Source organism: Flavimarina sp. Hel_I_48 (assembly GCF_000733945.1).
Classification (GTDB): domain Bacteria; phylum Bacteroidota; class Bacteroidia; order Flavobacteriales; family Flavobacteriaceae; genus Leeuwenhoekiella.
Genome location: NZ_JPOL01000002.1, coordinates 2,616,674 through 2,641,944, shown reverse-complemented (window position 1 = coordinate 2,641,944; position 25,271 = coordinate 2,616,674). Strand labels below are relative to the sequence as shown.

17 protein-coding genes are annotated in these 25,271 nt (G+C 40.2%); 10 read left to right on the top strand and 7 right to left on the bottom strand.

Annotated elements, in window-relative coordinates; all coding sequences use genetic code 11:
- Positions 1-107: 107 nt before the first annotated feature.
- The 5 genes from P162_RS11585 (at position 108) to P162_RS11565 (ending at position 7,031) form a co-directional block, all read left to right on the top strand.
- Positions 108-1,493: an MATE family efflux transporter gene (locus P162_RS11585; RefSeq protein ID WP_051907869.1), complete on the top strand. Its 1,386-nt coding sequence runs from the start codon at positions 108-110 to the stop codon at positions 1,491-1,493.
- Positions 1,494-1,581: 88 nt separating this feature from the next.
- Positions 1,582-2,763: a GlmU family protein gene (locus P162_RS11580; RefSeq protein WP_031427541.1), complete on the top strand. Its 1,182-nt coding sequence runs from the start codon at positions 1,582-1,584 to the stop codon at positions 2,761-2,763.
- Between the two features lie 118 nt (positions 2,764-2,881).
- Entirely contained in the window at positions 2,882-3,694 is an 813-nt protein-coding gene (locus tag P162_RS11575; RefSeq protein WP_031427540.1) for a polysaccharide biosynthesis/export family protein, read from the top strand.
- A complete protein-coding gene (locus P162_RS11570; RefSeq protein ID WP_051907868.1) occupies positions 3,695-6,175 on the top strand; it encodes an exopolysaccharide transport family protein in 2,481 nt (826 codons plus the stop codon). It abuts the gene before it with no gap.
- Positions 6,138-7,031 carry an ABC transporter permease gene (locus P162_RS11565; RefSeq protein ID WP_051907867.1) on the top strand — a complete coding sequence of 298 codons (894 nt, stop codon included), beginning with the start codon at positions 6,138-6,140 and terminating at the stop codon, positions 7,029-7,031. The genes P162_RS11570 and P162_RS11565 overlap by 38 nt, the downstream gene beginning before the upstream one ends.
- 53 nt (positions 7,032-7,084) lie before the next feature.
- On the opposite strand, the gene trxA is transcribed toward P162_RS11565, so the two are convergent.
- Entirely contained in the window at positions 7,085-7,384 is a 300-nt protein-coding gene (trxA, locus tag P162_RS11560) for a thioredoxin (protein WP_031427537.1), read from the bottom strand.
- A 148-nt stretch (positions 7,385-7,532) separates the two neighbouring features.
- Here trxA and P162_RS11555 point away from each other — a divergent pair, with 148 nt between their 5' ends.
- Positions 7,533-8,165: an SDR family oxidoreductase gene (locus tag P162_RS11555; RefSeq protein WP_031427536.1), complete on the top strand. Its 633-nt coding sequence runs from the start codon at positions 7,533-7,535 to the stop codon at positions 8,163-8,165.
- Positions 8,166-8,281: 116 nt separating this feature from the next.
- Here the strand turns inward: P162_RS11555 and P162_RS11550 are convergent, their stop codons facing one another.
- Positions 8,282-8,716 (bottom strand): GNAT family N-acetyltransferase, encoded by a 435-nt coding sequence (locus tag P162_RS11550; RefSeq protein WP_031427535.1) that lies wholly within the window; start codon positions 8,714-8,716, stop codon positions 8,282-8,284.
- 478 nt (positions 8,717-9,194) lie between these two features.
- Here P162_RS11550 and P162_RS11545 point away from each other — a divergent pair, with 478 nt between their 5' ends.
- From P162_RS11545 to P162_RS11535, 3 genes are all read left to right on the top strand, one after another.
- Positions 9,195-16,403, top strand: a complete 7,209-nt coding sequence (locus tag P162_RS11545; RefSeq protein ID WP_031427534.1) for a choice-of-anchor D domain-containing protein — start codon at positions 9,195-9,197, stop codon at positions 16,401-16,403.
- 147 nt (positions 16,404-16,550) lie between these two features.
- Positions 16,551-17,675 (top strand): hypothetical protein, encoded by a 1,125-nt coding sequence (locus P162_RS11540; RefSeq protein ID WP_031427533.1) that lies wholly within the window; start codon positions 16,551-16,553, stop codon positions 17,673-17,675.
- Between the two features lie 262 nt (positions 17,676-17,937).
- A complete protein-coding gene (locus P162_RS11535) occupies positions 17,938-18,387 on the top strand; it encodes a hypothetical protein (RefSeq protein WP_031427532.1) in 450 nt (149 codons plus the stop codon).
- A gap of 112 nt (positions 18,388-18,499) precedes the next feature.
- Here P162_RS11535 and P162_RS11530 read toward each other — a convergent pair whose 3' ends face one another.
- The 4 genes from P162_RS11530 to P162_RS11515 all read right to left on the bottom strand — a co-directional run bounded on the left by P162_RS11530 (position 18,500) and on the right by P162_RS11515 (position 22,914).
- Entirely contained in the window at positions 18,500-19,333 is an 834-nt protein-coding gene (locus tag P162_RS11530; protein ID WP_035917029.1) for a pseudouridine synthase, read from the bottom strand.
- A 399-nt stretch (positions 19,334-19,732) separates the two neighbouring features.
- Entirely contained in the window at positions 19,733-20,644 is a 912-nt protein-coding gene (locus P162_RS11525) for a geranylgeranylglycerol-phosphate geranylgeranyltransferase (protein ID WP_031427530.1), read from the bottom strand.
- Between the two features lie 78 nt (positions 20,645-20,722).
- Positions 20,723-21,661, bottom strand: coding sequence for a mevalonate kinase (locus tag P162_RS11520; RefSeq protein WP_031427529.1), 939 nt, complete (start codon positions 21,659-21,661; stop codon positions 20,723-20,725).
- A gap of 158 nt (positions 21,662-21,819) precedes the next feature.
- Positions 21,820-22,914, bottom strand: coding sequence for a diphosphomevalonate/mevalonate 3,5-bisphosphate decarboxylase family protein (locus P162_RS11515; RefSeq protein ID WP_031427528.1), 1,095 nt, complete (start codon positions 22,912-22,914; stop codon positions 21,820-21,822).
- A gap of 104 nt (positions 22,915-23,018) precedes the next feature.
- On the opposite strand from P162_RS11515, the gene P162_RS11510 reads away from it, so the two are divergent.
- Positions 23,019-23,495, top strand: coding sequence for a TspO/MBR family protein (locus P162_RS11510; protein WP_031427527.1), 477 nt, complete (start codon positions 23,019-23,021; stop codon positions 23,493-23,495).
- 196 nt (positions 23,496-23,691) lie between these two features.
- On the opposite strand, the gene P162_RS11505 is transcribed toward P162_RS11510, so the two are convergent.
- On the bottom strand, positions 23,692-24,966 hold the full coding sequence (locus tag P162_RS11505) for an NAD(P)/FAD-dependent oxidoreductase (protein WP_031427526.1): 1,275 nt from the start codon (positions 24,964-24,966) through the stop codon (positions 23,692-23,694).
- Positions 24,967-25,271 lie beyond the last annotated feature (305 nt).

The window sequence follows — 25,271 nt, the reverse complement described above, 5'->3', positions numbered from 1 at the left end:
TTTTTACAATAAAAAGCATCAGGCATTAATTCTATAAAAGTAGTTGAACGGCAGGCTCTAAATTGCAACTTCTTTGACTATTTTTGCCGTCCTAAAAAATCGCCCCATTGCAATTAAAGAATTACACCAAAGAATTTAATACCAATCTTAAGTTGGCCTTTCCCATAATGCTGGGCCAACTAGGCCATATTCTTGTTGCGCTGGCAGATAATCTTATGGTTGGGCGGTTAGGCGCAGCGCCCCTTGCCGCGGTTTCCCTGGGCAACAGCCTGGTTTTTATCGCGCTTTCCCTGGGCATAGGTTTTTCATTTGCGATTACCCCACTCATTGCAGAGGCAGATGGTGCGGCAGATACAAAAATGGGCCGCAATTATTTTCATCATGGCATCGTTTTATGCACCATTAATGGAATTCTGCTTTTTTTATTGTTATTGCTCGCAAAACCGCTGTTGTATTACCTTGACCAACCGGTAGAAGTGGTCGTGCTTGCCATACCTTATATGGAAATTGTTGCGTTTTCCCTCATACCACTTATGATTTTTCAGGCCTTTAAACAATTTGCAGACGGTCTTTCCAATACGCGTTATGCGATGTATGCCACTATTTTGGCAAACGTCGTAAATGTGTTTTTCAACTATTTGCTCATTTATGGAAAATTAGGTTTTCCGCGGCTTGAACTTGAGGGCGCGGCGTACGGCACCTTAATTTCCCGCTTTTTTATGCTCTGGCTGCTTTATTTCATTCTCAGCCGAAGGGAGAAATTCAAACCTTATTTTATCTGGACACGTCGTAAAGCTTTTAAATTGGCAATTTTTAAGCGGATCTTTGACTTGGGTTTTCCCACTGCCATGCAGATGTTGTTTGAAGTGGCGCTTTTTACCTCGTGTATCTTTTTAAGTGGAATCTTGGGCACTAATGCACAGGCTGCAAATCAAATTGCCCTTAACCTTGCCGCAATGACGTTTATGATTGCCGTAGGGCTTGGGGTAACGGCCACCATACGCGTGGGCAATCAAAAGGGCAAACTAGATTATCAAAATATGCGACGCATAGCGCTGTCTTTATTTTTACAGGTTTTTTTAATAGAAGCGGTGTTTGCGGTAGGTTTTATACTTTTAAAAGATGTGCTGCCCCCTTTTTATATTGATAATGCAGAAGTTATCTTGCTCGCCAGTCAACTGCTGGTTGTAGCCGCACTATTTCAGCTTAGCGATGGGCTGCAGGTCGTCATACTGGGTGCGTTACGCGGCCTGCAAGATGTCAAGGTACCCACGTATATTTGTTTTGTAGCGTACTGGCTGGTAGGCTTTCCCGTGGCGTGGTATTTTGGCAAAGCCGAAAATATGGGAAGCCAGGGCATCTGGTTTGGGCTGCTTGCAGGCTTGAGCACCTCAGCATTGTTTCTGTATATACGCTTTCATTATCTTAGCCAAAAATTGATACACGCCCACAATAAATCTGGGATAAAACCAGGCGAAGCAATAAATCGTTAATATCATTTTTTTAGATAGTCAAAAACCTATTCACTTCAATGTGATACCTTTGGCAAGAATAAACCTCAAAGAATTATAGCTTTTACACATGAATTACATTCTTTTTGACGGCAAAGCCCGTAAACAACTGCTGCCTTTCACGTTCACCCGTCCAGTTGCTGACCTGCGCATTGGCATACTGACCATACGTGAAAAGTGGGAAAAGCATCTCAGCGCTCCAACTTCCTCACTTACTGAAAAATATCTTTCAGAAAAATTTCAGTTGAAGGAAACAAACGATAATGTATTGATCAACGCGTCGTTCTTACCTACGGAAGAGCTGGTTACTTCCGTTAAAGAATTAAAAACCAGAGAAGCCCTTGCTTACGCTGACGAGATTGTTGCCTATCGCAGTGAAAAAGCTGAAAATCAGGCAAATTTTGATGCATTTAATGTCAAAAATTGCCCTGAAGAAGCGATTTTTAAAATCAACCATACCTGGGATCTCTTTTCCCTGAATGGCAGAGCGATCGAAGAAGATTTCAAACTACTTACACATGGCCGTACTTCGCAACCTATACCAGATGGGGTGCACTGCATAAATAAAGAAAACATATTCCTCGAAGAAGGAGCCGTTGTAACATTTGCTTCACTCAACGCTTCCGGCGGACCCATTTATCTGGCAAAAAACAGTGAGGTCATGGAGGGATGCCTTATCCGCGGACCTTTTTCCCTGGGTGAACAGGCAGCCGTAAAAATGGGGGCGAAAATTTATGGACCTACCACTGTGGGACCCTTTAGTAAAGTGGGTGGTGAAATCAATAATTCTATTTTGATGGGATATTCAAACAAGGGCCATGATGGCTTTTTAGGAAATTCCGTACTTGGGGAATGGTGCAACATGGGTGCCGATACCAATACGAGCAATCTCAAAAATAATTATGCCGAGATACGCTTGTGGGACTATGAAAAAGAAGGTTTTGAAAAAACCGGACTCCAATTTTGTGGGCTTATGATGGGTGATCACAGCAAATGCGGTATCAATACCATGTTCAATACAGGAACCGTGGTAGGGGTCGCAGCAAATATCTACGGTGGTGATTTTCCGCGCAATTTTATACCATCCTACAGTTGGGGAGGAAGCGCAGGGATGACAACCTATAGAATGGATAAGGCGTTCGAGACCATAAAAATAGTGATGCAGCGCCGCCATATTGATTTTGATGACAGGGAACAGCGCATCCTTCAGCATATTTTTGAAGAAAGTGCGCAATACAGGGGAAAAGAATAATTCGGTACAACTGAAATCTTCAAGTATCCCTATTAAATTACCCGAATATGTTAAAGGAATCTTTAAATTTTGTATTTCGTCGATAAAAAGTATCTTTACGTTCTAGCAATCCCAAGCTATGCGAAGCTTAACTTATATTTTTTATATACTAATGCTGTTGGCCTTGACGTCCTGCATTCCTACAAAAGATCTTACATATTTACAGGAAAACACAAAAACTGACGACAGCTTGATTTCAATTGATCTGCAACAGCGCCCCTACCGGGTTCAGATCAACGATGTCCTGAGCTTACGCATCAAGGCGCTGGATCAGAAATTAGTAACCCTTTTCAACCCATCTTCATCTAATGCCGGTCAGGAATCAGAGTCGGGCGGCAACGCTCTGGATGAAGGTTATTATTACGATGGATTTGCTGTAGACCGTCATGGCAAAATACGGGTTCCCACACTGGGAGAAGTCAATGTTTTAGGCTATACTACAGAGGAGATTCGTAAAATCATTGAACAAAAACTTCTGGAGGACTACTTTACCGAAGAAGCAAACATTTTTGTAACCGTAAAACTAGCCGGGATTAAATACACCATAGCTGGTGAGGTGGGCAGCCCCGGCGTCAAGGTGGAACTGGTAGAAAAACTGAGCCTTATGGATGCTATCGCAAACAGCGGTGATATATTGATTACCGGTGACAGGAAAGATGTGGTAATTATAAGGCAGTATCCGGGTGGCCAACGCGTACATCATCTGGATCTTACCGAAATAGAGTCCATGCAATCCCCGTATTATAACATTCAGCCCAATGACCTTATACTGGTCAATCCCCTGCCCCAGAAATCACTAGGTACGGGCACTACGGGACTATCATCCTTTACAACCGTATTATCAATATTTACTGCACTTACCACGACCATTTTATTATTTACACGACTTTAAATGGAAGATGGATTCGAAATAAAAGACCAGCAGCATTTTTTTGATTTTAGGGGGTTTCTGATCAAAATTTTACGGTATTGGCCTCTTTTTATAATCTCTCTAAGTATCGCATTTTATATCGCGTATTACATCAATATACGCAAGGAGACCGTATACCGCCTGAGCAATATGATCTCGGTCAAAGATGACCAAAATCCTTTTTTTACGAGCAATACCAGTCTCACGTTCAACTGGGGAGGTACTACAGATAAAGTACAAACCGCACTGATTTTTCTTAAATCACGAAGCCATAATGAAAAAGTGGTGGAGAAACTGCAATTCTATGTAGCATATCTTAAGCAGGGCGAATACAACCTTTTAGATGTTTATGACAAAACACCTTTTAAGGTGGACATCAATACAGCCGAACCTCAACTTTTAAATACTACAATAACCATTGAATTTGTTGATGCATCACATTTTGATCTCAAAATAGCACTAAAGGGAGGCGACGGCATGCTTCAAAATTATAGTACTAAAGAAAAAATCCCGTTCGTACTTCCCTCACAGGATTTTATAAAGCGCTATGCTTTGGGTGATCCCGTAGATTTGCCTTTTCTCAACTTTAAAGTACAGCCTACAGATATAATTGCCTTAAAAGGTCAAAAATACCTACTAAAACTGAGCGATTTTGATGCTACGGTAAGTGCTTACCGAAACCTCAGTGTGGAGCAGACCCCCAGTGGTTCAAGCATCATGAGCCTGACCATGGAAGGGACAAATAAATACCGTATCGTAGATTATCTCAATACATCTGTAGAAGTGCTGAGCACAGATCAGCTAGAGCGCAAAAACCTGTTTGCAACAAAGACAATCAAATTTATTGATAGCAGTTTAGCCAATAAATCTTCTGAACTTAAAAATGTTCAACAGGAACTTAATGCGTTTAGGGAAAATAATACCAGCGTAGGCATATCTGGTAGTGAAGAAAGCCTGATCGTAAAAGTGAGTGAGCTGGATACAAAGCAACAACAGCTGGAGCAACAATTACAGTATTACAGAAATCTGGAAGATTACCTCATAACCCGCACAGATTATTCCTCAAATATTCCCGCCCCCTCCCTTACCGGAATAGGGGAAGGTAGTATCTCACAACAAGTATCAAATATTATCGCGCTTTCTGAACAAAGAAAGCGGTTGTCTTATTCGGCAAAACCGGGCAATCCCATATTTAACGATCTGGATAGACGCATCAATGCCATAAAAACAATTGTGCTGGAGAATATATCTTCATCTAAGGAAATTCTCAATAGCCAACTCAACAGTATACGCCAGGATATAGGCAATGTGGAATCCCAAATGCGCAAATTGCCTGCAGAACAGCAGCAGTTGCTGGGCATACAGCGCAAATACAATTTAAGCGAAAACACCTATAGTATCTTTTTGGCGAAACGAAGTGAAGCCGGAATCATAAAATCTGCAAACGTTTCTGACATACAGGTTATAGATCCCGCTAAAGATATAGGCGGTGGTGCTGTAGGTCCAGATACAAAGACCAATTATATTATGGCTGCCATTGCGGGAAGTGCAGTACCCATGATCGTCGTATTCTTGCTTGTTTTTTTTGATAATAAGATCAACAACCCCGATGAGCTGAAACAACTTTCAGAGATTCCTGTCTTAGGTGCTATAGGAAAAAGTTCTCTAGACTCTAATCTGGTCCTTTTGGATAAACCAAAATCTGCGGTTGCAGAAGCCTTTAGGGCCATTCGGTCAAGCCTTCAGTTTATTTATAGGCGGCAAAAAATAGATGGGGCAAAAACCGTAATGGTAACTTCTTCAGTAGGCGGCGAGGGAAAAACATTTTGCAGCATGAACCTGGCCACTGTTTTTGCCCTAAGCGAACGCAGAACGGTATTGGTAGGTCTCGACCTTAGAAAACCCAAAATTTATGATGATTTCAGTCTTGATAAAAACATAGGTGTAGTCAATTATTTAATAGGTGATAAAAGTTATGAAGAGATCAAGCAGCCTTCCCACCTGCCCTATCTTGATATTATTCTGGCCGGTCCCGTACCGCCCAATCCTTCTGAACTGCTCATGAGTGATCAAATGGATGCGCTTATTGCAGAACTCAAGAAAAATTATGACTATATCATCCTGGACACCCCACCGGTAGGTCTGGTCGCAGATGCTTTAGAACTTCAATCCTATGTAGATGCAACACTTTACGTGATAAGACAGGACTATACTAAAAAAGGAATGCTTGCAAATATCAACGAGAAGTATAAACGAGGGGAGGTAAAAAACATCAGTTTTGTGCTTAATTATTTTAGGACCAAAGGCAAATTAGGTTATAATTATGGCTACGGTTATGGATATGGCAGTTATGCCGAAGGATATCACGAAGATGAAAAAACAGGGTTTTTCTCAAAAATACTGAAAAACGTGCGCGGTAAATCAAATGCAAAAAAGCGAAATAGGAACGGTGGAAAAGGATGACGATAAAGGCTGGCTTTATGAGATTAATGCGGAGCAATCTCTCATGGCGATTGACTTTCCAGAATTATGGCGCTACCGTGATCTTCTATTGTTATTTGTACGTAGGGATATAGTAGCGACCTATAAACAAACCATATTGGGACCGCTCTGGTATTTAATACAGCCCCTTTTTACATCTGTCATTTTCACATTGGTCTTTAATAATATAGCAACGATATCTACCGGAAATGTACCTCCATTTTTGTTCAACCTCGCAGGTGTAACACTTTGGAATTATTTTACGCACTGCCTGACCACGTCATCAAATACTTTTGCCACAAATGCCGGCCTTTTTGCAAAAGTCTATTTCCCAAGGTTTATAGCACCCCTTTCTCAGGCCATTTCAGGCTTGCTTAAAATGGGTGTTCAATTGTTGATATTTGTTATTTTCTATTTTTATTATTTATGGAAGGGAAGTCCTCTAGCTCCCAATATGACTGTATGGCTATTTCCCGTTTTATTGGCTACAATGGCTATTTTTGGTCTTGGGGTAGGAATGCTAATCTCGGCATTGACAACAAAATACCGCGATTTTAGGATTCTTATAAGTTTCGCAACGTCTCTACTTATGTACGTGTCTGCCGTGATGTATCCTATTTCTGAAGTAAGAAATAGCCGAACACTTGGGGATTATGCCTGGATCGTTGAATACAATCCCATAGCCATTCTTATCGAAGCTTTTAGGTACATGGTATTGGGAGAAGGTTTTTTTGAATGGGATTTATTGCTATACTGTATACTTCTTAGCCTTATCCTTTTTTTTGTTGGTCTTATTATCTTTAACCGAACGGGTAGGAACTTTATAGATACAGTCTAGATATAGAAAGAACCTAAATGAACAAAAAATCAACATTTAGTAAACAAAACTACCTATTTGTGGGGTAGAATAGCCTCTTTTAAGTCATTTTTAGTCATTAAACCACTCTTTCTCCAGAGTTGCTGACCATTCTTGAAAAGCATAAGAGTAGGTACACCACGCACTTTAAATTTAGCCGCCAGCGGCTTGTTTTTATCAACGTCGACCTTAATAATTTTTATATTCTCCCCTAGATCTTTCTTTACATCCTGAAGTATAGGCGCAAGTGTCTGACAAGGTCCACACCAACTGGCATGAAAATCTATTAAAACGGGGGTTTCCGAATCGGTAAGGGCTCCAAATGATGTTTTCATGATGCAAATTTAGAACATTCCTATTTCGATTAAAAATGCCTTAACATGTCCTTAAGGGAATAGTATTGGTAGAGGTTAATAGCCGTTAATGATCCCATTTCTTCCGCATTCGCTTTTTAAATTGCACCATTAAATAAATCATATTACAATGGAGAAAATACTTATCGTAGGTGCAAATGGTACCACAGGAAAAATAATAGTAGACAAAGTCAATAATACTGAAAATTACGAGGCTGTAGCCATGGTTCGTAAAGAGGAGCAACAAGCACAATTTAAGGATAAAGGCATCCATACGGTTCTGGCAGATCTAGAAAACGATGTCACAGATGCAGTTAAAGGAATTGATAAAATAATTTTCGCTGCGGGATCTGGTGGGAATACTTCTGATGAAAAAACAATTCTTGTAGATCAGGAAGGAGCTAAAAAAGTAGTAGATGCCGCAAAGAAAGCGAACGTAAAAAAATTCGTAATGTTGAGCAGTATCAAAGCAGATGAACCAGAAAGCAATCCCGATCTTTCCAAATATTTAAAAGCCAAAGAAGAAGCTGACGAACATTTACGAAAAAGTGGCCTAAAATATACTATTGTGCGTCCTGGAACGCTCACAAATGATCAAGCTACCGGTAAAATAAAGAAGGCAGAAAAGCTTGACGGAACTGGGAAAATAACCCGGGAAGATGTTGCATCAGTACTTGTACAAGCACTAAGCGATACTATAGCCGCTAATGAAACTTTTGAAATGATCAACGGGGAAACTAAAATTGAAGATGCCGTTAATTAATTTGTTTTAAAGAAAGATTGAAAAACGGGTTAAAGCCTCACGCTTTTATTTGAACTATCATATAATACGTGGGGCTTTTCTTTGTCTGTATCTGAGGTTTATGCCCTTAATACTAGTTATAATTTTTTAAACATTACATAATGTTTTCCTACTGTGGGGATTTCAAAGGCATTTCCTTTGATTGTAAATCCCAGGCGTTTATAAAATTCAATAGCAATCTTGCGGGCATTGAACCATAAAAGGTCAAAACCTTTCTCCCTTACCTTTTCCTCCCCATACACAACTAGTTTTTTTCCTATACCCTGACCCTGATAATCTGTCAAGACGGCCATACCACGCAATCTGAATTGTTTACCGCTAAAGCCACTATACTCATCTACCATAAAACTGGCAACCCCTATCAGTTTTCCCATTGAAAAAGCTCCTATATGAAAGGTTTGAGGAGCAGTATCACCTTCAAAAAAACATTCCTTAAAGGGGCGACCAGGACGTAGCACTTTATGGCGAATACCGTACGTATCCTGAGCCGTAATAGATTGTATTTCAATCATTGCTGGTCTATAACTTTATTATGTGTTTAATAAAATAACTGAAGGGTTTAAGCACTTTCTTATAGGTTGGAAAGATATGCAAAAAGAAGATTTAAAACGCTAGATATTTAGCTTGAATCACATCTAGCAATTATGGTATATGTAGTCATTTTTCATTTAGAGTAAATTAATCGTAAAATTTTTACTCAAATTCAAAGTATTTATATGCATTTTGACGAGGTAGGAAAATTTCTACTAAAGGCATCATTTATAGCTTTTTAGAGTAAAAAAATTAATTAACAAACACCATAAATGCTAAAAATATCGATTAAATACACAATTCTCGAAAGCATTATATTATTTCTAATTTGAAGCATTTTTCTTATTAATATAAACTAAAAATAAAAGTTTAACTACTCATACATACGTTAAACGTAAAATCCAGCAAAAAAATAGGATAACTTTATCTCAACAAAAATCCAATTAAAACTTTTTATCTATGAAACAAGAGTACCTCAATTCCAGAGGTTGTTGTGTACATGCCAGAAGTTCATTATCGGCTACCGCAATGACTATTTTGACGGCTTTTATTTTTCTCTTTATGGGATTCCAACAAGCCTTCGCTCAAAAACCTGTTAAATTACCTGGTGAAATTATTGTTTGTCCCGCTGGGCCAGATGATATGAATACCCAAGTAAATATTCCCAAAACGTCATCTGGGGATTTTCAACGCACAATGGAAAATGCCGCAACCGCGGAATTTGACATTACCTTCGGCCCGGGAGCACAGGCCAATCCCGAAGCAAGTGCTGCTTTTCAATTTGCACTTGATATCTGGGCGACACAAGTTGTCTCTGCTGTTCCCATAAAGGTGTATGCAGATTTTGCAGATTTGGGACAAGGTGTTCTTGCTTCGGCAGGACCAGCATATAATGTCACAAATTTCCCAGGTGCTCCTGAGCAAGATGTACTTTATCCTGCGGCACTGGCAAATTCAATTGCAGGGGAAGCTCTTTTTCCAGATGAAGATTATGATCTCTTGGTGAATCTGGGCAACGGTATCCCCTGGTACTTTGGCACTGATGGAAATACACCGGCAGGGCTTTACGATTTTGTGACCGTAGCGCTTCACGAAGCTGGTCACGGCCTGGGCTTTACCACCGTGCGTAGTTATAATGCTGGCACAGGTTCTTTGAGATCTGGCGGAAACCCTTCCGTTTACGGTCTCTTTATGGAACTTGGTGATGGTACTCGACTTCTCGATCTGGCAGACCCTTCTACAGAACTGGGAAGTGCCTTTACGGGTGGTGACCTCTATATGGGAGGAACTTTTGCGGTTGCCGCTCTTGCAGGTGAGCGACCAGAACTTTATGCTCCATCAACGTGGCAAGGTGGTTCTAGCCTTGCACACTGGGACGAAGTTTCTTTTCCCGCAGGTGATCCCAACTCACTTATGACACCTCAGGTGGGCTCTGCAGAATCAAACTTTGATATTGGCGACATTACCCGTGGTCTATTCAAAGATATGGGCTGGGTTATAAACGATGAAGATGCGCCATCTCTTATTGCTACTCCACAATCTTTAACCGAAGAACTTTTTGTGGGTGACACCTTAAGCCGTGCGATTGAAATCTCTAACATTTCTGATGACGCAATAGATGTTACCGTAAATGCAAATTCTGATGCTACTGTTATCACTTCCTTTGATCCAGAAAGTTTTACAATTGCTTCTGCCGGTACAAATACATTTAACGTCAACCTTGACGCTTCAGGACTTGTAAAGGGAATATACAACGATACGATATTTGTAAGTGGAAGCGCAAATGAGAACCAGATTGCCATTCCGGTAACAGTGCGTGTACTTGACGGTACGGAAACTCCGCAAATTTCTGTTAGTCCAGAATCATTTGATGAGACTATTGAGCAATTTCAAATTATAACCCGTGAACTTAGCATTGCAAACAATGGAGATGAAGATCTTACTTATTCTATTGAGGTTGTTAGCGACTCTACGCAAGAATTTGATTCTCGAGTTGCGATATCAAGGGAGTATATTGCTAATTCGGGCTCAAAAACGACCAATTTCAATACGAATACTACACTGTTTGGCAACGGACAACTTGTTAAATACAGTGGAGGTTTTGAGAAAATAGTTACTAGTCTTTACGCAACAGATTTTGAAGAATTCACCACTGGTGATATTCTGGGTCAACTGGGATGGAGCGGTCAATATCCGGGAAACTGGGTCGTCTCTACCGAAAATCCTGAAAATGGAAATCAGCATTTTAGAGGTATTTCTGATGGATTAGGTAGCACGAGGGCTGGCAGCGTTCTTGCAATTTCGCCTACAATTACTCCTGGTGATGAACCGTTTATGGTCGCTTCGGCTACTATAAATATTCAGGGAGAAGGCGTAACCTGGGAAGTGATCCCACAATCTCCTACCGCAAACTCGGTCAATACGCGCCTACGGTTCAATCCAGACCGAAGTATAGATGTACTTACAGAAAGTGATTTTGTTCCCATTACCGCTACAACGCCAGAGGGTTATTTTGACCTTCGTATCGTGGTAGATAAGGATGACTCCACATTTTCAATTTTCTTTGATGAAGAACTAGTCTTTTCAGGACAGGGATTTGCCCCGGAAATTGAGCAGGTTGTAATTCTTTCAAATATGGAAGTTACAGGTTCTACTTTTGATATGGACGATTTTGAGATTACAGATGGTGATCCTTCTTCCTTTTTTTTGTCTGTAAGCCCAAGCGCAGGTACTGTTCCCTTTGGAACCACCAGTACCGTAAACGTAAAATTTGATGCAAGAACCCTTAATCCTGGATCTTACGAAGCGGCACTTACAGTTAGCAGCAATGATCTTGACAATCCTCAGATTAAGGTTCCTGTTGCACTTACCGTACTTCAACCGCCTACCATAGAAGTAGCTCCAGATTCTCTGAGCGCTTCGGTAAATGTGATCACAGAAACTCCTGCCACAGCACAATCAAGTTTTACCATTTCAAATTCCGGCGAAAGCCCACTTGATTTTACGGCTTCTCCTGGTTCTACTTCTTTTACGCCTCCGGCAATGGACAACGCTATCAAAATAGAAGATCTTGATATGGCCAACTATGGCGTAGGCAATACAGAAAAGGTTTCTATGAAAATTGCCAGTACATTGGAGAATCTCAAAATTCATAAAAATGTACAGCGTGATGCAGTAACGTATTCTGACTCCATTTCTTACGATTCAGGGGTTGATTTTCCTGATGATTTTGTAGGTTTTCAAACAGCACCGCTCACTTCGGCAATGAAATTTGTTACAGAAGGCGATTTTACCCTATCTGCAATTAGAAATGCCTATAGGACAGAAGCCGTTTCAGATCCCACTATTATTTTGCAAGTTTACAGAGGCGGTGACGCGAGTCCAAACGATGGTGAGCTTTTGATAACACAAACCTTTACGCAATCAAGTGCAGATGGCATTGTAGTGGCAAATGTACTTGATGAAGCTCAAACTTTTACCGCTGGCGAAACCTTCTGGATAGTTTATCAATATCCTGATGGTATCGCGTTCCCTCAGGGATACGATTCTGCTGCAACCATACGACCAAACACTTATTTTGCAAGTAGCGATGGCGGAGCAACATACGTTGCTGTAGATTTTGCGTTTTTTACCCGTGCACTTAGCGGTGGTAGAGATGGTTATATCGCATTAGAACCTTCATCAGGTACAGTTGCACCAGGAGAATCACTCGAGGTAAATGTTACCTTTGATGGTACAACATTAGCAAATGGAGTTTACGATACAGATATTGTAGTTTCTAGCAATGACCCTATAACTCCAGAAGCACGTCTAGCAACAACTTTTGAAGTTTCAGGCCAGATTTCTGAAATTGCCATTTCTGATGAATTCTTGCTCTTCAACAATGTATTTTTGGGCAGCGAGGCAGAACGCACATTTACCATAGATAATCTGGGACTGGATGTACTTACAATTGAAAGTATAACTTCAGACAATCCAGATTTTAGTGTGGAGCCAGCACAAGCTGCTATTGCCGCAAACGGGAGCCTTGATGTTGTGGTAACTTTTGCCCCTTCTGCTACAGGAAGTATCAACGGTATTCTTACCATAAACAGTGATGCACCAGAAAATGATGAATTACAGATCGTAGTAAACGGGGTGGGTGTTGATCCACCGGTTGCAGTTCTTGACCCTACTGAGGTTTCTGAAACCACAGATGCGGGAACTACAATAGATAGTGAGATTACCTTGAAAAATGAAGGAAATTCTCCATTAATCTTCTCTTTCCCTGATCTTGCCGTGGCTAATGCGCTAGCAGATCCTGATGTTCAATTAAACAACACCGAAATTATTGACTTTGGTTCAGCAAATAATTTGGATAAGGGCGCTACAGATCCCCGTCGAGGTAATCAAATTGAATATAGCGTGGGTACAGATACCGGTTTTGGTTACACCTGGATAGATAGCGATGAAGATGGTGGTCCCGTTTATGCTTTTAACGATATCTCGGGATCAGGAACAGCAATCACCTCAGATATACTTGGTGATGGTTCTACACAAGTCGCAATAGGATTCCCTTTTGAATTTTATGGAGTGTTTTATGATAATGCTTTTATAAACGCCAATGGTTTTGTGGCTTTCCAGGAACCTACTGGGGTTACCTATACCAATCAGCAAATTCCTACCGCTGGCGGTATAAATAATATGATCGCAGCATTATGGGATGATCTAGAACCTCAAAATTTTAATGGAGCTGTCCATTATCAGGCGTTTGAAAATAGATTTATAATACAATGGACTACGGTATCAAAATATAGCGGTACGGCAGAATCTGCAGTTACTTTTCAAATCGTATTGAACAGTGATGGAAACATTGATCTATATTATGATAATGTTGAAAATGCAGGCTTTCTCAACTCTGCTACAGTAGGTATTGAAAATGCAGACGGTACACAAGGTGCTCAGGTGGCTTTTAATACAAGTTACATTAAAGATAACCTGGCCCTGCGATTTGTAAAACCAGAACAACCACTTACCAGTTTTATAAGCAACGTCAAGCCTCTTTCAGGAGTTGTTGCAGCTGGCGGGTCACGTCAACTTACTGTAACACTCGATGCAACAGGGCTAAACGATGGTGTGTATTTTGACAATCTTGAGGTTTCCAGTAATGATCCCATAAATAGCCCAAGTACATTATTTGAGCTTACCGTAATTGGATATCCGGAAATTACCATTACGCCAGACACCCTTAATTTTGGAGGTCTATATGTAAATCAGAGTACTTCTGCAGATTTCCTCATCGAAAATACGGGTTCAAAAACCCTTGAGATTTCTGAATTATCTAACGGAAATTCTGATTTTGTGCTGGATACCGTAGCTCCATTCAGCTTAAAACCTGATCAATCCCTTGTGGTTGGAGTGACGTTCACACCAAGCGTTATAGGTTCTATTTCAGATGAAATCACCATTACGAGCAATGATGCATTTGACAATTCAACAGAAACTGTTCTTTTGAGCGGTATAGGCATAGACCCTCCGGTCATCGCCGTAACCCCGGAAGCCTTTGATCTTACTGTAAACAAAGGCGATTCTATTAGTGAATCGATCACTATCAACAATAATGGTGGTTCTGTGCTTAATTATTCGGTTACTCCGCCATATTTTGGTTCTACTGACCAAGCTACTGCAACACCTCAGGTATACCCTCAGTTGGAATTTGCTAAAATAAGAAGCAAAGAAGCCGGCGATACCCGCAAAGGACCTCAGTTTATGAATGCTAGTGGCGGTCCTGGAACGTTTGGTTATACCTGGATAGACAATAACAGTGGTGGTCCAGCATATGATTATGTAGACATCAGTGAATCTGGAACCCCGGTGGCTTTTGAAGGTACTGCCGGCGAAGGCAATGCTTCGGTTGAACTTCCATTTGAATTTAATTTCTTTGGAAATATACAGGACAGCGTAACTATTGCTGCAAATGGCTTCTTGACATTCGCTCCCGTGGTAGGTTCTAATTTTTCAAATGCGCAGATACCAAGTACTACGGAGCCTAACAATATTATCGCTGCCATGTGGTCAGACCTTGAACCACAAAACGGTACGGGCGTCTTTTATCAGGCTAGCGAAGAGTATTTCATAGTACAGTATGAAGCGGTGCCTGGATTTGGGTTCCCTCCCTTTCTACCCATTCCAGACCCTGTAACTTTTCAGGTGATTTTATATCCTAATGGTACCATAAAAACGCAGTACAGGATCGTAGATTCCAGTATTGCAACAAGTAGTACCGTAGGTCTGGAAGGCCCTGATGGAACGAGCGGTTTACAGGTACTATTCAATACGGAATATCTTACTAATGAACTCGCAATTACTTTTACTCCTCCCTTATTGGGTAGTATAGAAGCAGGCGAAAGCGTAGAAATCCCAATAACCTTTTCTGCGGAAGACCTTGAAGGTGGTCAAACTTATGAAGGAAATATTACCATAGGTAGCAACGATCCTGTTACTCCCATAGTTCAGGTTCCCGTAAGTCTTGAAGTTTTGGAAGTACCAGAAGTTACAGGCTTTGTACTCTACAATGCAGATCTTAATGAAGAAATAGGTCCGCTGATGGATGGTGATGTGATCAATCTGGACAATTATCCAGAAAATGCGTTTAGCGTTGTTGCTAACGTAGGTGTGCTTGATGTCTCTAGCGTCGTCTTTGGTTTTAATGACAACCCAAGATTTAAGGTAGAAAACAACTCAGAGTATACCATCAATGGTAATGAAGGCGCGATCTATATGCCCGTTGCCTTTCCCTTAGGTGAAAACACGATTACTGCTACACCGTATTCCGGTAAAAACGGAACAGGACAAGCCGGAAATGCATTAACGGTAACTTTTGAAGTAATCCAGGCGCCTACTTTATGTTTTGGGGAGTCCGTAACAGACTATTCCCCTGGCTTTAAAAAGGATGGCAGCAGTTTGCCAGCGAGCAGATCAAATCCTGAACGTGCCCTGGGCATGCCTATGGAAAATGACAACTACAACTATGTCTCTTTAGGCTTTGGTGGTAGTATCGTGATCGAATTAGGGTGTGAAGTCATGGATATGGCTGGAAATGACCTGCTGATTGTGGAGACCGGCTTTAACGATCTTGGGCAACCTTGTGAAACCTATCCTGAAAAAGCGATGATCGAAGCGTCTCTCGATGGGGAAACCTGGTCTGTGATAGGTACCGGTATTTGCCGTGATGGCGAAGTTGATCTTGCCGATGGAGGCTTATCTAGCGCACGTTTTATCCGTGTGACCGATATGAGCAATCCGGCCGACTTTACAGATGGCGCAGCAGACGGTTATGACCTGGATGGAATCCTGGTGATCAACACCCTTAGTGATGAGGATATTGATATTCTCCTGAGCATCGAAAATCAAATCAACCGTGTGGCCAATGCAGAATTGGACATAAATATGTACCCTAACCCGGTAAGTGGTTATCTTAACCTTGCTGTTAAAGGTAACGGAGGTACATTCAAAGGACAATTGTTCAACCTTAACGGTGCTAATGTTATAAATAGAACGCTTGACCTTCGACCTGGTGTAAATCAGGGTGTGATGGACATGACCGGCATGTCACAAGGAGTTTATTTCTTACAATTGACTAACGAGGAAGGTGCTATTTCTTCAAAAATTCAGGTTGTGAAGAAATAAAATGATTTGATTATTAAGTTAGCCTTACTATTAAAAACCGCCAGAAATGGTGGTTTTTTTTGCGATTTACTTTTTAGGAGTTAACATAATTTCTTTTGAATTTATAAAACAAAGCCTTAATTTAAATAAATAATCAAACTCAAACTTATGAATAGAAGTATTAAAATGGCATGCGCAACGCTTGTACTCAGTATAATTAGTATATCCTGTGAAAAGGATAACCCTGATGAAATCGTAACTCAGGACTTTTCTGATGGCGTAAACCTTGAAGCAGCTACAAACAATCTAGAACTTAAAGACGATGCGAAAAAATGGCAGGATGAGAATTCCAAAAATTTAGCATATCTTTTTAGAAATGCAGTTGCACCATCCCCGTGCGGCCCTACGGAGCTAAGGGATGTACAAAATAAGTATATCAACTCCATCATTGCAGATCCACTGGCCTTATCTTATGTTTCATTATACTCTGATATCAATTATTACTATAGCTTTCTGCTCAATGAGGGAGATCAGTATTTTGGTGAAGATGGGAATTATACTCAGTTGATGACTAAAAGGGAAAGAGAGTTGAATAAATTCTGGAGCATGCCTGTAGATATCACAGTTAAGGGTGAGCATACCGCAAATTTGAATGACAGAGAAAAAGTGGCAGAAGTTTTCTATTCATTTTTTGGATTTCGCGACGCACAGGGAAACTTTGTACCCCTTACACAGGAGCAGGCTTATGAACAGGCTGATATAATACTTGAACTTAATGAGCAATCCCCTAACCTACCAGAAAACCCATACTTTGCAACAGATGGTTTTGCATCATCTAACCGTACAATCGTTATAGGTGATGGACTGCCAGACTGGCTTTCTCAAACTGGAATTGACGAGGGTATTGTATGGACAGGGATCTTAGCGCACGAATGGGCTCATGAGATTCAATTTTTAAATTTTGGGGACTGGTATCCTAACGGTGCTGCTCAGGATCCTGCAGAAGCTACACGTTATACGGAGCTTGAAGCAGATTTTATTGCATCTTATTACATGACACATAAAAGAGGAGCAACATACAATTGGAAACGAGTAGAGCAGTTTCTTGATCTTTACTTTCAAATTGGAGACTGTAGTTTTTCCAGTAGTGGTCACCACGGTACACCTGCTCAGAGAATGGCTGCATCAAGAGCAGGTTATGATCTGGCTCAAAACGCTCAGAAGCAAGGCCATATTTTAACTATGGACGAGGCTCATGCAGCTTTTGTAGCTACTATAAGCGATATTTTATAAATTTAAGATAGCTTAATTTATAAAAAAAATGCGATTGCCTTAGGACAATCGCATTTTTTCATTTAAACCAAATAGTATGGCATAAATTCCAATCTATCGTATGGATATAGGGAAATTCCGATTTTTCATGCTAAAATAACAATATCCCATCGTTTTGGATATATTACTTGATTGTTTAACTTTATAAAGTATACACATTAAAAGATGTTTAGTACCTGCAATTCAGTTTTTTAGTCTAAGAAAGTTCAATGCCATTTATAATATGAAAGCACACAACGAAGTATTTAGGGAAGATCAGTACACGTATTGGATTTATGCCCTTTTCTCATTAATTGGTATTTTTCTTTTTTTCAGATATGATATAACAACAATTTATTTTCCTGTTATTTTATTGGCTGCGATTGCAGTGATTTTTCACAAATTGACTATTCTTATAAATAGTGAAGAGATTGTAGCTTATTTTAATTTTGGACTTTTTAAGAGGAAGATGCACCTTTCCGAAATTGATTTTTCATCAATTCAAAAGATAGAATTAAAATGGTGGACCGGTATTGGTATACGATATACAACCCAGGGATGGCTTTACAATGTGAAAATTGGCGAAGCTGTCAGGATAGCTTCAAAAGACAAAAGAAAAGTCTTCTTTGTTAGCACTGAAGAATTTAGTACTATCAAACGTGTACTTTCAGAACAGGTAAACAACGAACATTAATTCAATACCTTCCCAAAATAAAAAAGCGGCAAGTTTTACTTGCCGCTTTTTTTTACTAAAACACCTAGTTTTTCGACTAAAATAGCCAATTTTCAGCCCAAAAAGGCACTTTTTAAAGCATCATTAGGTTATTGATTTCCTGCTGGTTTAAATGTCTGTATTTTCCCCTGGGGAGGTCCTTTTTAGTAAGGGTTCCCAGCGTGACACAATCCACGCGTACCACCTGATAGTCTAAATATTCAAATATAGTCCTGATCACACCGTTGCCTATATTCTTGATCTGAAGCCCCACTTCCTTTCTTGGCGCATCATTCACATAACTAATATCTTCCACAAAAATTTTCTTGCCTTCTACGGTAAGACCTTGCTTGATCTTTTCAAGATCCTCGCCTTTTAGGTTTTTATCAAGTTCAATATGAAAAAGACGGGGCAGGCCGGCTTTTGTGTTCATCATTTTCTGCATTACCTTTTCATCATTGGTAAACAAAAGAAGACCGGTTGCATTTCGGCCCAGTCGGCCTATGGGCTCAATACGCGATTTTGTGGCATTGGCCACAAGATCCATAACCGTCATTCCCTTTTTATTGCTTGTGGTCACCCCAAAACCTTTAGGTTTGTTGAGCAATACATAGGCTTTTGCCTCAGGGTTGATACGACGCCCATCAAAACGCACATCATCATCCAGATTGACTTTACTTCCCATTTCATTTACCACCTGGCCGTTTACGGTAACCTGACCGGTAGAAATATAAAGATCTGCTTCGCGGCGGGAGCAGATCCCACTGTTTGCGATATATTTATTGAGGCGTATTCCGCTTGAACTTTGTTTTTTTGGTGCGCTTGCATTTTCCTTAACGGCTTTCGCCGAAGGCTTACCTCCTGCCGCTTTCTTACCGGTAGTAGGTTTATTATATTTTTTTGTAGGCTTTCCGTCCTGCTTCTTCATGATAAAAAATTTGTGCAAAGGTACGTTTTTAGTAAGAGCTATTTGCATATCCCTTAGTAGTCAAAAAGGGTTTCCAGTTCTGTTGAACTTGCACTATCTTGTTTCATTAGCATACCAAAACCTTAAACAAATACACGGAAACTTAGTAAATGCTTAAAGCGATCATATAATCTAAAAACTTTCTTTGCGTTAGGGATTGAAGTGGAAATCCTTTTTGTGAGGCACGAACTAAAAGATTGCAACGTAAAGCCTTACCCGTAGGTAAACGCCAAAAAAACCAAAAAAAGAGCTAAATATTCTCAAGAATCAAATAACCCATATCGCTTCTGAGATTGTATATATTAAGCTAAGAAGTTTTAGGATAAGCTGTTCATTCACAAACTGCTAAGCTAAGGACATTTAAAAGATTCTACCCAAAAATACATCAATATCAATTAGCAAGATACTGAAAACACCGGCTACAATGATAAATTTGAGAATATTGTGAAGTAAAAGATAATGTAACTGTGCTCTTGAAAACCAGACCAGACCCAGAAACACAAGTAAAAGGACCACACTTCCGTAGAAATAATAATTCATAAAACCAATGTCATAATGTGTGACCAATAAGTAAATGGGAATAATGGCAAAACCAACCAGCGCTGTGATCAACCATTTTGCAGGCTGTTCCCCTAAAACTATAGGAATGGTATGATAACCCAGTGCAAGATCCCCTTTTAAATTTTCCAGATCTTTGACGATCTCACGCATTCCTATGATCAGAAAGAGAAAAGTGGCGTGCACAAAAATAACCTGATCAAAATTGCCATAATAGATAAATACTGCAAAAAAAGGTGTAATGGAAAGTATGGCGGAGGTAAGATTGCCAATAAATGGCATGCGCTTTAGTTTATGGGAATAAAACCAGATGCCAAAAATGTAGAGCGAAAAGAAAAGCACTGCCTTAAAAGAAACATAGCTCGCGATGATCACCGAAAGCAAATTGAGCACAAAATAGAGGGTGAGTATTTTCTTCTGGCTTATAAAATGATCCAGCCTGGTTTTTCTTGGTCTATTAATGAGATCTTTCTCACTATCATAAAAACTGTTTATAATATAGCCACCGGCAATAACCAGCGACGTTGCCAGTATAAGGATAAATAAATTGACATCCAGGATAATGGCCCGTGCACTAAGATCTGGCGCAAGGATAAAGATAGATGCGAGGTACTGCGCGATGACTATAATGAGAATATTATACCCGCGCACCACTGAAAATAAACTGAAAAATTTAAGCAGCAATAACTTATTTCTTCGGTTTATGAGGGACATGTGTCAATTGAGATGAAAATAGTTGGTTTTGCGTAAAATGCGCGAAAGCCTACCAAACCCGGAAACTTAAAAAAAGGTCTAGAAATTATAAACCACTTCCAGCTTGTGACCTTCCAGGGCTTTCCTTGCTTTATCAATATCTTCCGTAAAGCCAAGAATATAACCGCCACCTCCAGAACCACAAAGTTTCAAATAGTAGTCGTTAGATTCCAACCCATTTTGCCATAATTCATGAAATTTAGCCGGGATCATAGGTTTAAAGTTGCTCAGCACGGTTTTAGAAAGCTGCTTGACATTTCCGAAGAGTGATTTTACATCGCCTTTCAAAAAATCCTCCACGCAGGCATCGGTATGTTTTACAAACTGGGTTTTCAGCATTTTCCTGAATCCTTCCTGCTTCATATTTTCCATAAAAATATTGATCATGGGGGCAGTTTCACCCACAATACCACTGTCTAACAAGAAAACAGCGCCTTTACCATCAACGGTCTGACTGGGGATACCGGCAGGTTCAATATCGTCTTTGCTATTTATAAGAATAGGCAGGCTTAAATAACTGTTTAAAGGATCAAGACCTGAAGATTTACCGTGAAAAAAAGATTCCATCTCACCAAAAATTACCTTTAACTTCAGCAATTTATCACGGGTAAGATTTTCCAGAATCGTTATTTTGTTCTGGGCATATTTATCATAAATGGAGGCAACGAGCGCTCCACTACTGCCTACACCATAACCTTGCGGTATGGTACTATCAAAATACATTCCTTCAGAAATATCTTTATTTAAGGATGCAATATCAAATGTGACAAGTTCAGGTTTGTTGCTTTGCAACGTATCCAGATAGGTTGCAAAACGCTGCAAACTGGCATTGGACTTCTGCGCTTCTTCAGACGGATTTTCCTCTTTCTTTAACGCCCCGTTATAAAAGTTGTAGGGAATGGATAAACCTTTGGAATCTTTGATGATTCCATATTCACCAAAAAGCAAAATTTTAGAATAGAATAAAGGTCCTTTCATTAAAGAGTATTTAGTTTCCGCTTCCACAAAGCTCAATTTTGAATCATTTATTACATGAGTATCAAAAACTTACCTTAAAAGCTATGAATGCAAAGTTAACGTATTCTCCAGCAATAATACAATAAGATTAAAAAACTGCTGAAAATGAGTAAAAACGGTCATTTTAGTAAGGCTTTTGACCCTTTTCCGGCAAAATCGCTTATGTATCTACCGTTCTGACAAAATATGGCCAGTTCCTCTTTAATAAATTTAAGGATTTCCTGTTTATCTTTTTCAGGATACAACACGTGAACATTCGCGCCCGCATCCAGGGTGAAACAAACCGGCAAACCTGTTTCTTTTCTAAATTCCCAAATTTTATTGATGATACTGAGCGTATTCTCTTTCATTAAAATAAAGTACGGTTTACTCGTCATCATCATCGCGTGAAGGGTAAGCGCCTCCTGCTCTACTAGACTTACAAAACCTTCAAGATCACCATTCTTGAAAATATACAGAAGTTGGTCAATATGCTTTTCAGCTTGCTGAAATCTGTTTTCTGCGTAAGGATGATCGTTCATCAGGTTGTGCCCTACAGTGCTGCTCACCTCTTTTTTACCGGTATCTACCAGTAAGATCGTATCTTGAAAACCTTCAAAAACGGGAGCAATTCCCCCTATAAATGGTGTGCCATAAAGGGCACTACTTCCGGGCAAATTGTTATGTTCTCCCCAGGATACCACTGGACCTGAAATACTTCTACAGGCACTCCCAGATCCCAACCGGGCAAGGAAAGAGGCTTTTTTAAGGAAAAATTCTTCAGACCTGGCCGTTATCATTTTTTGCTCCATTTGTAAAAGACAGAGTGCGAGCGCGCTCATACCACTTGCCGAAGAAGCAATCCCCGAACTGTGCGGAAAACTGTTGCTCGTGTTAATTATAAATTTATAATTGCGTAAAAAGGGCAAATACTGCTCAATACGGGTAAAAAACTGACCGATTTTTGGCTCAAAATCGGGTTTTCTTTCGTTTTCCAAATATACTTCAAAGTCAAAAGAACCTTCTGGTTTTTCCGTCTCAAGGGGACTATAGCTCAGCGTTGTGGTGGTTTTACAGTTGGTGAGGGTAAAACTAACCGAAGTATTTTTGGGCAATTGCTCCCCGTGTTTTCCCCAGTATTTAATAAGTGCAATATTACTGGGTGATTCGTATCCCACTTTACCGGCAGGTAAGGGGCTGTAAGCGGTTTTTGGTACAAATTCTTCTATACTCATGCTGCAAATATAAGTTCTTCAAAGCGCGTAGCGGTCGCACTTTTTAAAGGCATATCGCAAAAATGAAAAAAAAGTTTATTTTTAAACTGGAACTTATTAATAATATGATAAAAAAAGAACACATACGCGTCGCAATCTGTGTGGGCATTTGCCTGCTTGTGGGTTTCATTGCGGCAGTTGCAACTCAAAGTAGCGTCCACAGCTGGTATATAGCGCTTGAAAAACCAGTTTTTACGCCGCCCAACTGGCTTTTTGGCCCAGTATGGACCGTTTTGTACATCATGATGGGCGTGGCCGCGGCAATGGTATGGAACAAAGGTTTCTATCACAAATGGGTGAAAACAGCCCTATATCATTTTGGGATTCAGCTTATTCTCAACGCGTTATGGTCAGTTATTTTCTTTGGCTTAAAAAGTCCGTTACCGGCGCTCCTCTGCATTGTAATACTTTTTCTTGTTTTGTTGCCCACCGTTAAATGGTTTAAACTGGTAGACCCCAGGGCTGCCTATCTACTTCTGCCCTACCTTGTTTGGGTTGCATATGCCGCTGCGCTCAACTTTGAAATATGGCGTTTAAATTAGGAATTGAATACTTTAAGCTCTGGAAACGAACCTTGCGTTAGGGATTGCAGTAAAAATCCTTTTTGTGAGGTACGAGCAAAAAGATTGAAACGCAAAGCCCGACCCGCAGGGAAACGCCCAAAAATCTAATTGAAGAACCAAAAAGTAGCTTAACAATCAGACAATTTAAGTTGAAATTTCGCTTCCGCGGAAAAGTTTACCCTGCATTTTCTAACGCCCAATGCTCTTGTATGGCATTGGCGACCACAAAACCACTCGTCCACGCATTTTGAAAATTAAAACCACCGGTGATCGCATCAATATTTAAAATTTCACCGGCAAAATAAAGGTTGGGATGTACTTTACTTCCAAAAGTCTTAAAGTCCACCTCCTGAAGATTTATCCCACCAGCGGTTACAAATTCTTCTTTGAAGCTACTTTTACCGGCAACTGAAAAAACACTATGAGTCAACTGATCTGTAAGATCAAGCATTTCTTGTTTATTGAGATCTGCCCAGCGCCTATTTTCATCTTTGAGCGTGGCGGCAACAAGTTTTTGCCATAAACGCTTCGGGATATCAAAAGGTACGTTTGTACTTACCTGCTGGCGGGCAAGTGTTATTTTTGTAGCTTCAATATGCTTTAATGCAGTTTCCGGGCTATGCTCTGGCAACCAATTGACCGCTATTTTAAAGGTATAGCCCATTTCTGCCAATTCATGTGCTCCCCAGGCCGAAAGTTTTAAGATTGCGGGACCGCTGAATCCCCAGTGCGTGATGAGCAATGGCCCGGGGAGACCACCACGATCCACCCGCTGGGAACGTCCATTTTTAACTATTTCCTCTCCACTGGCAAGTAATTGAACCTCTACATTAGTTGTAAGTCCCGGCAGCTCTGATATGCGTGGATCTTTACAATTAAACGTGAAGAGCGAAGGCACCGGGGAGGTGTAAGAATGCCCCAAACCTGCAAGTAATTTCCATATTTTAGGGTTGCTTCCCGTAGCAAAAACGACTTTTTTAGCTGAAAAATCACCTGAGGAAGTAGATAAATACCAGTTTTCACTGGTTTTTCTCAAATCTTTTAATGCATGTTTCAATAAAATTTGAATGCCATATTTTTCTGCTTCCGCTTCAAAACAGTTGATGATCGTTTCAGAGCTATCACTGGTGGGAAAAACGCGACCATCCTCTTCAATCTTCAAAGGAACATTGCGCTCTTCAAACCATGCCATGGTATCACCGGTCATAAAACGGTTGAAAGGCCCCAGAAGCTCCTTCTCACCCCTTGGATAATTCACGGAAAGTGGTCTGGGCAGAAATTCGGCGTGGGTAACATTGCACCGGCCACCACCAGAAATACGCACTTTTTCAAGACAGGATGCGCCACGTTCTATTATGGCGATACGAAGGGAGGGGTTACGTTCCGCCAGGTTTAAAGCTGTAAAGAAGCCGGCCGCCCCTCCACCCACAATCATTACGTCATAATTCATAAATCCAAAGATACGCTTTCGATAAAAAAGGAACACGTATCATAATGTAATGCAATAGATCATTTAGAACTTAAAAGGCGGTACTCCTATTTTATAAACTTTAGAATCTAAAAACCAGCTAAATATTAATAAATATATCTATCGAAAAGTTAAATTTTGGAAAAGAACGATTGAATTATTTTTATTAAAAACTCAATGATTGAGAACTTAATTAATTTTTTAGAAAGGATTTGCCATTTTTAATACGATAAACGTAAAATATACATTTAAACCCTATGCAATCGTTTCCGCAACTTTTTAATTTT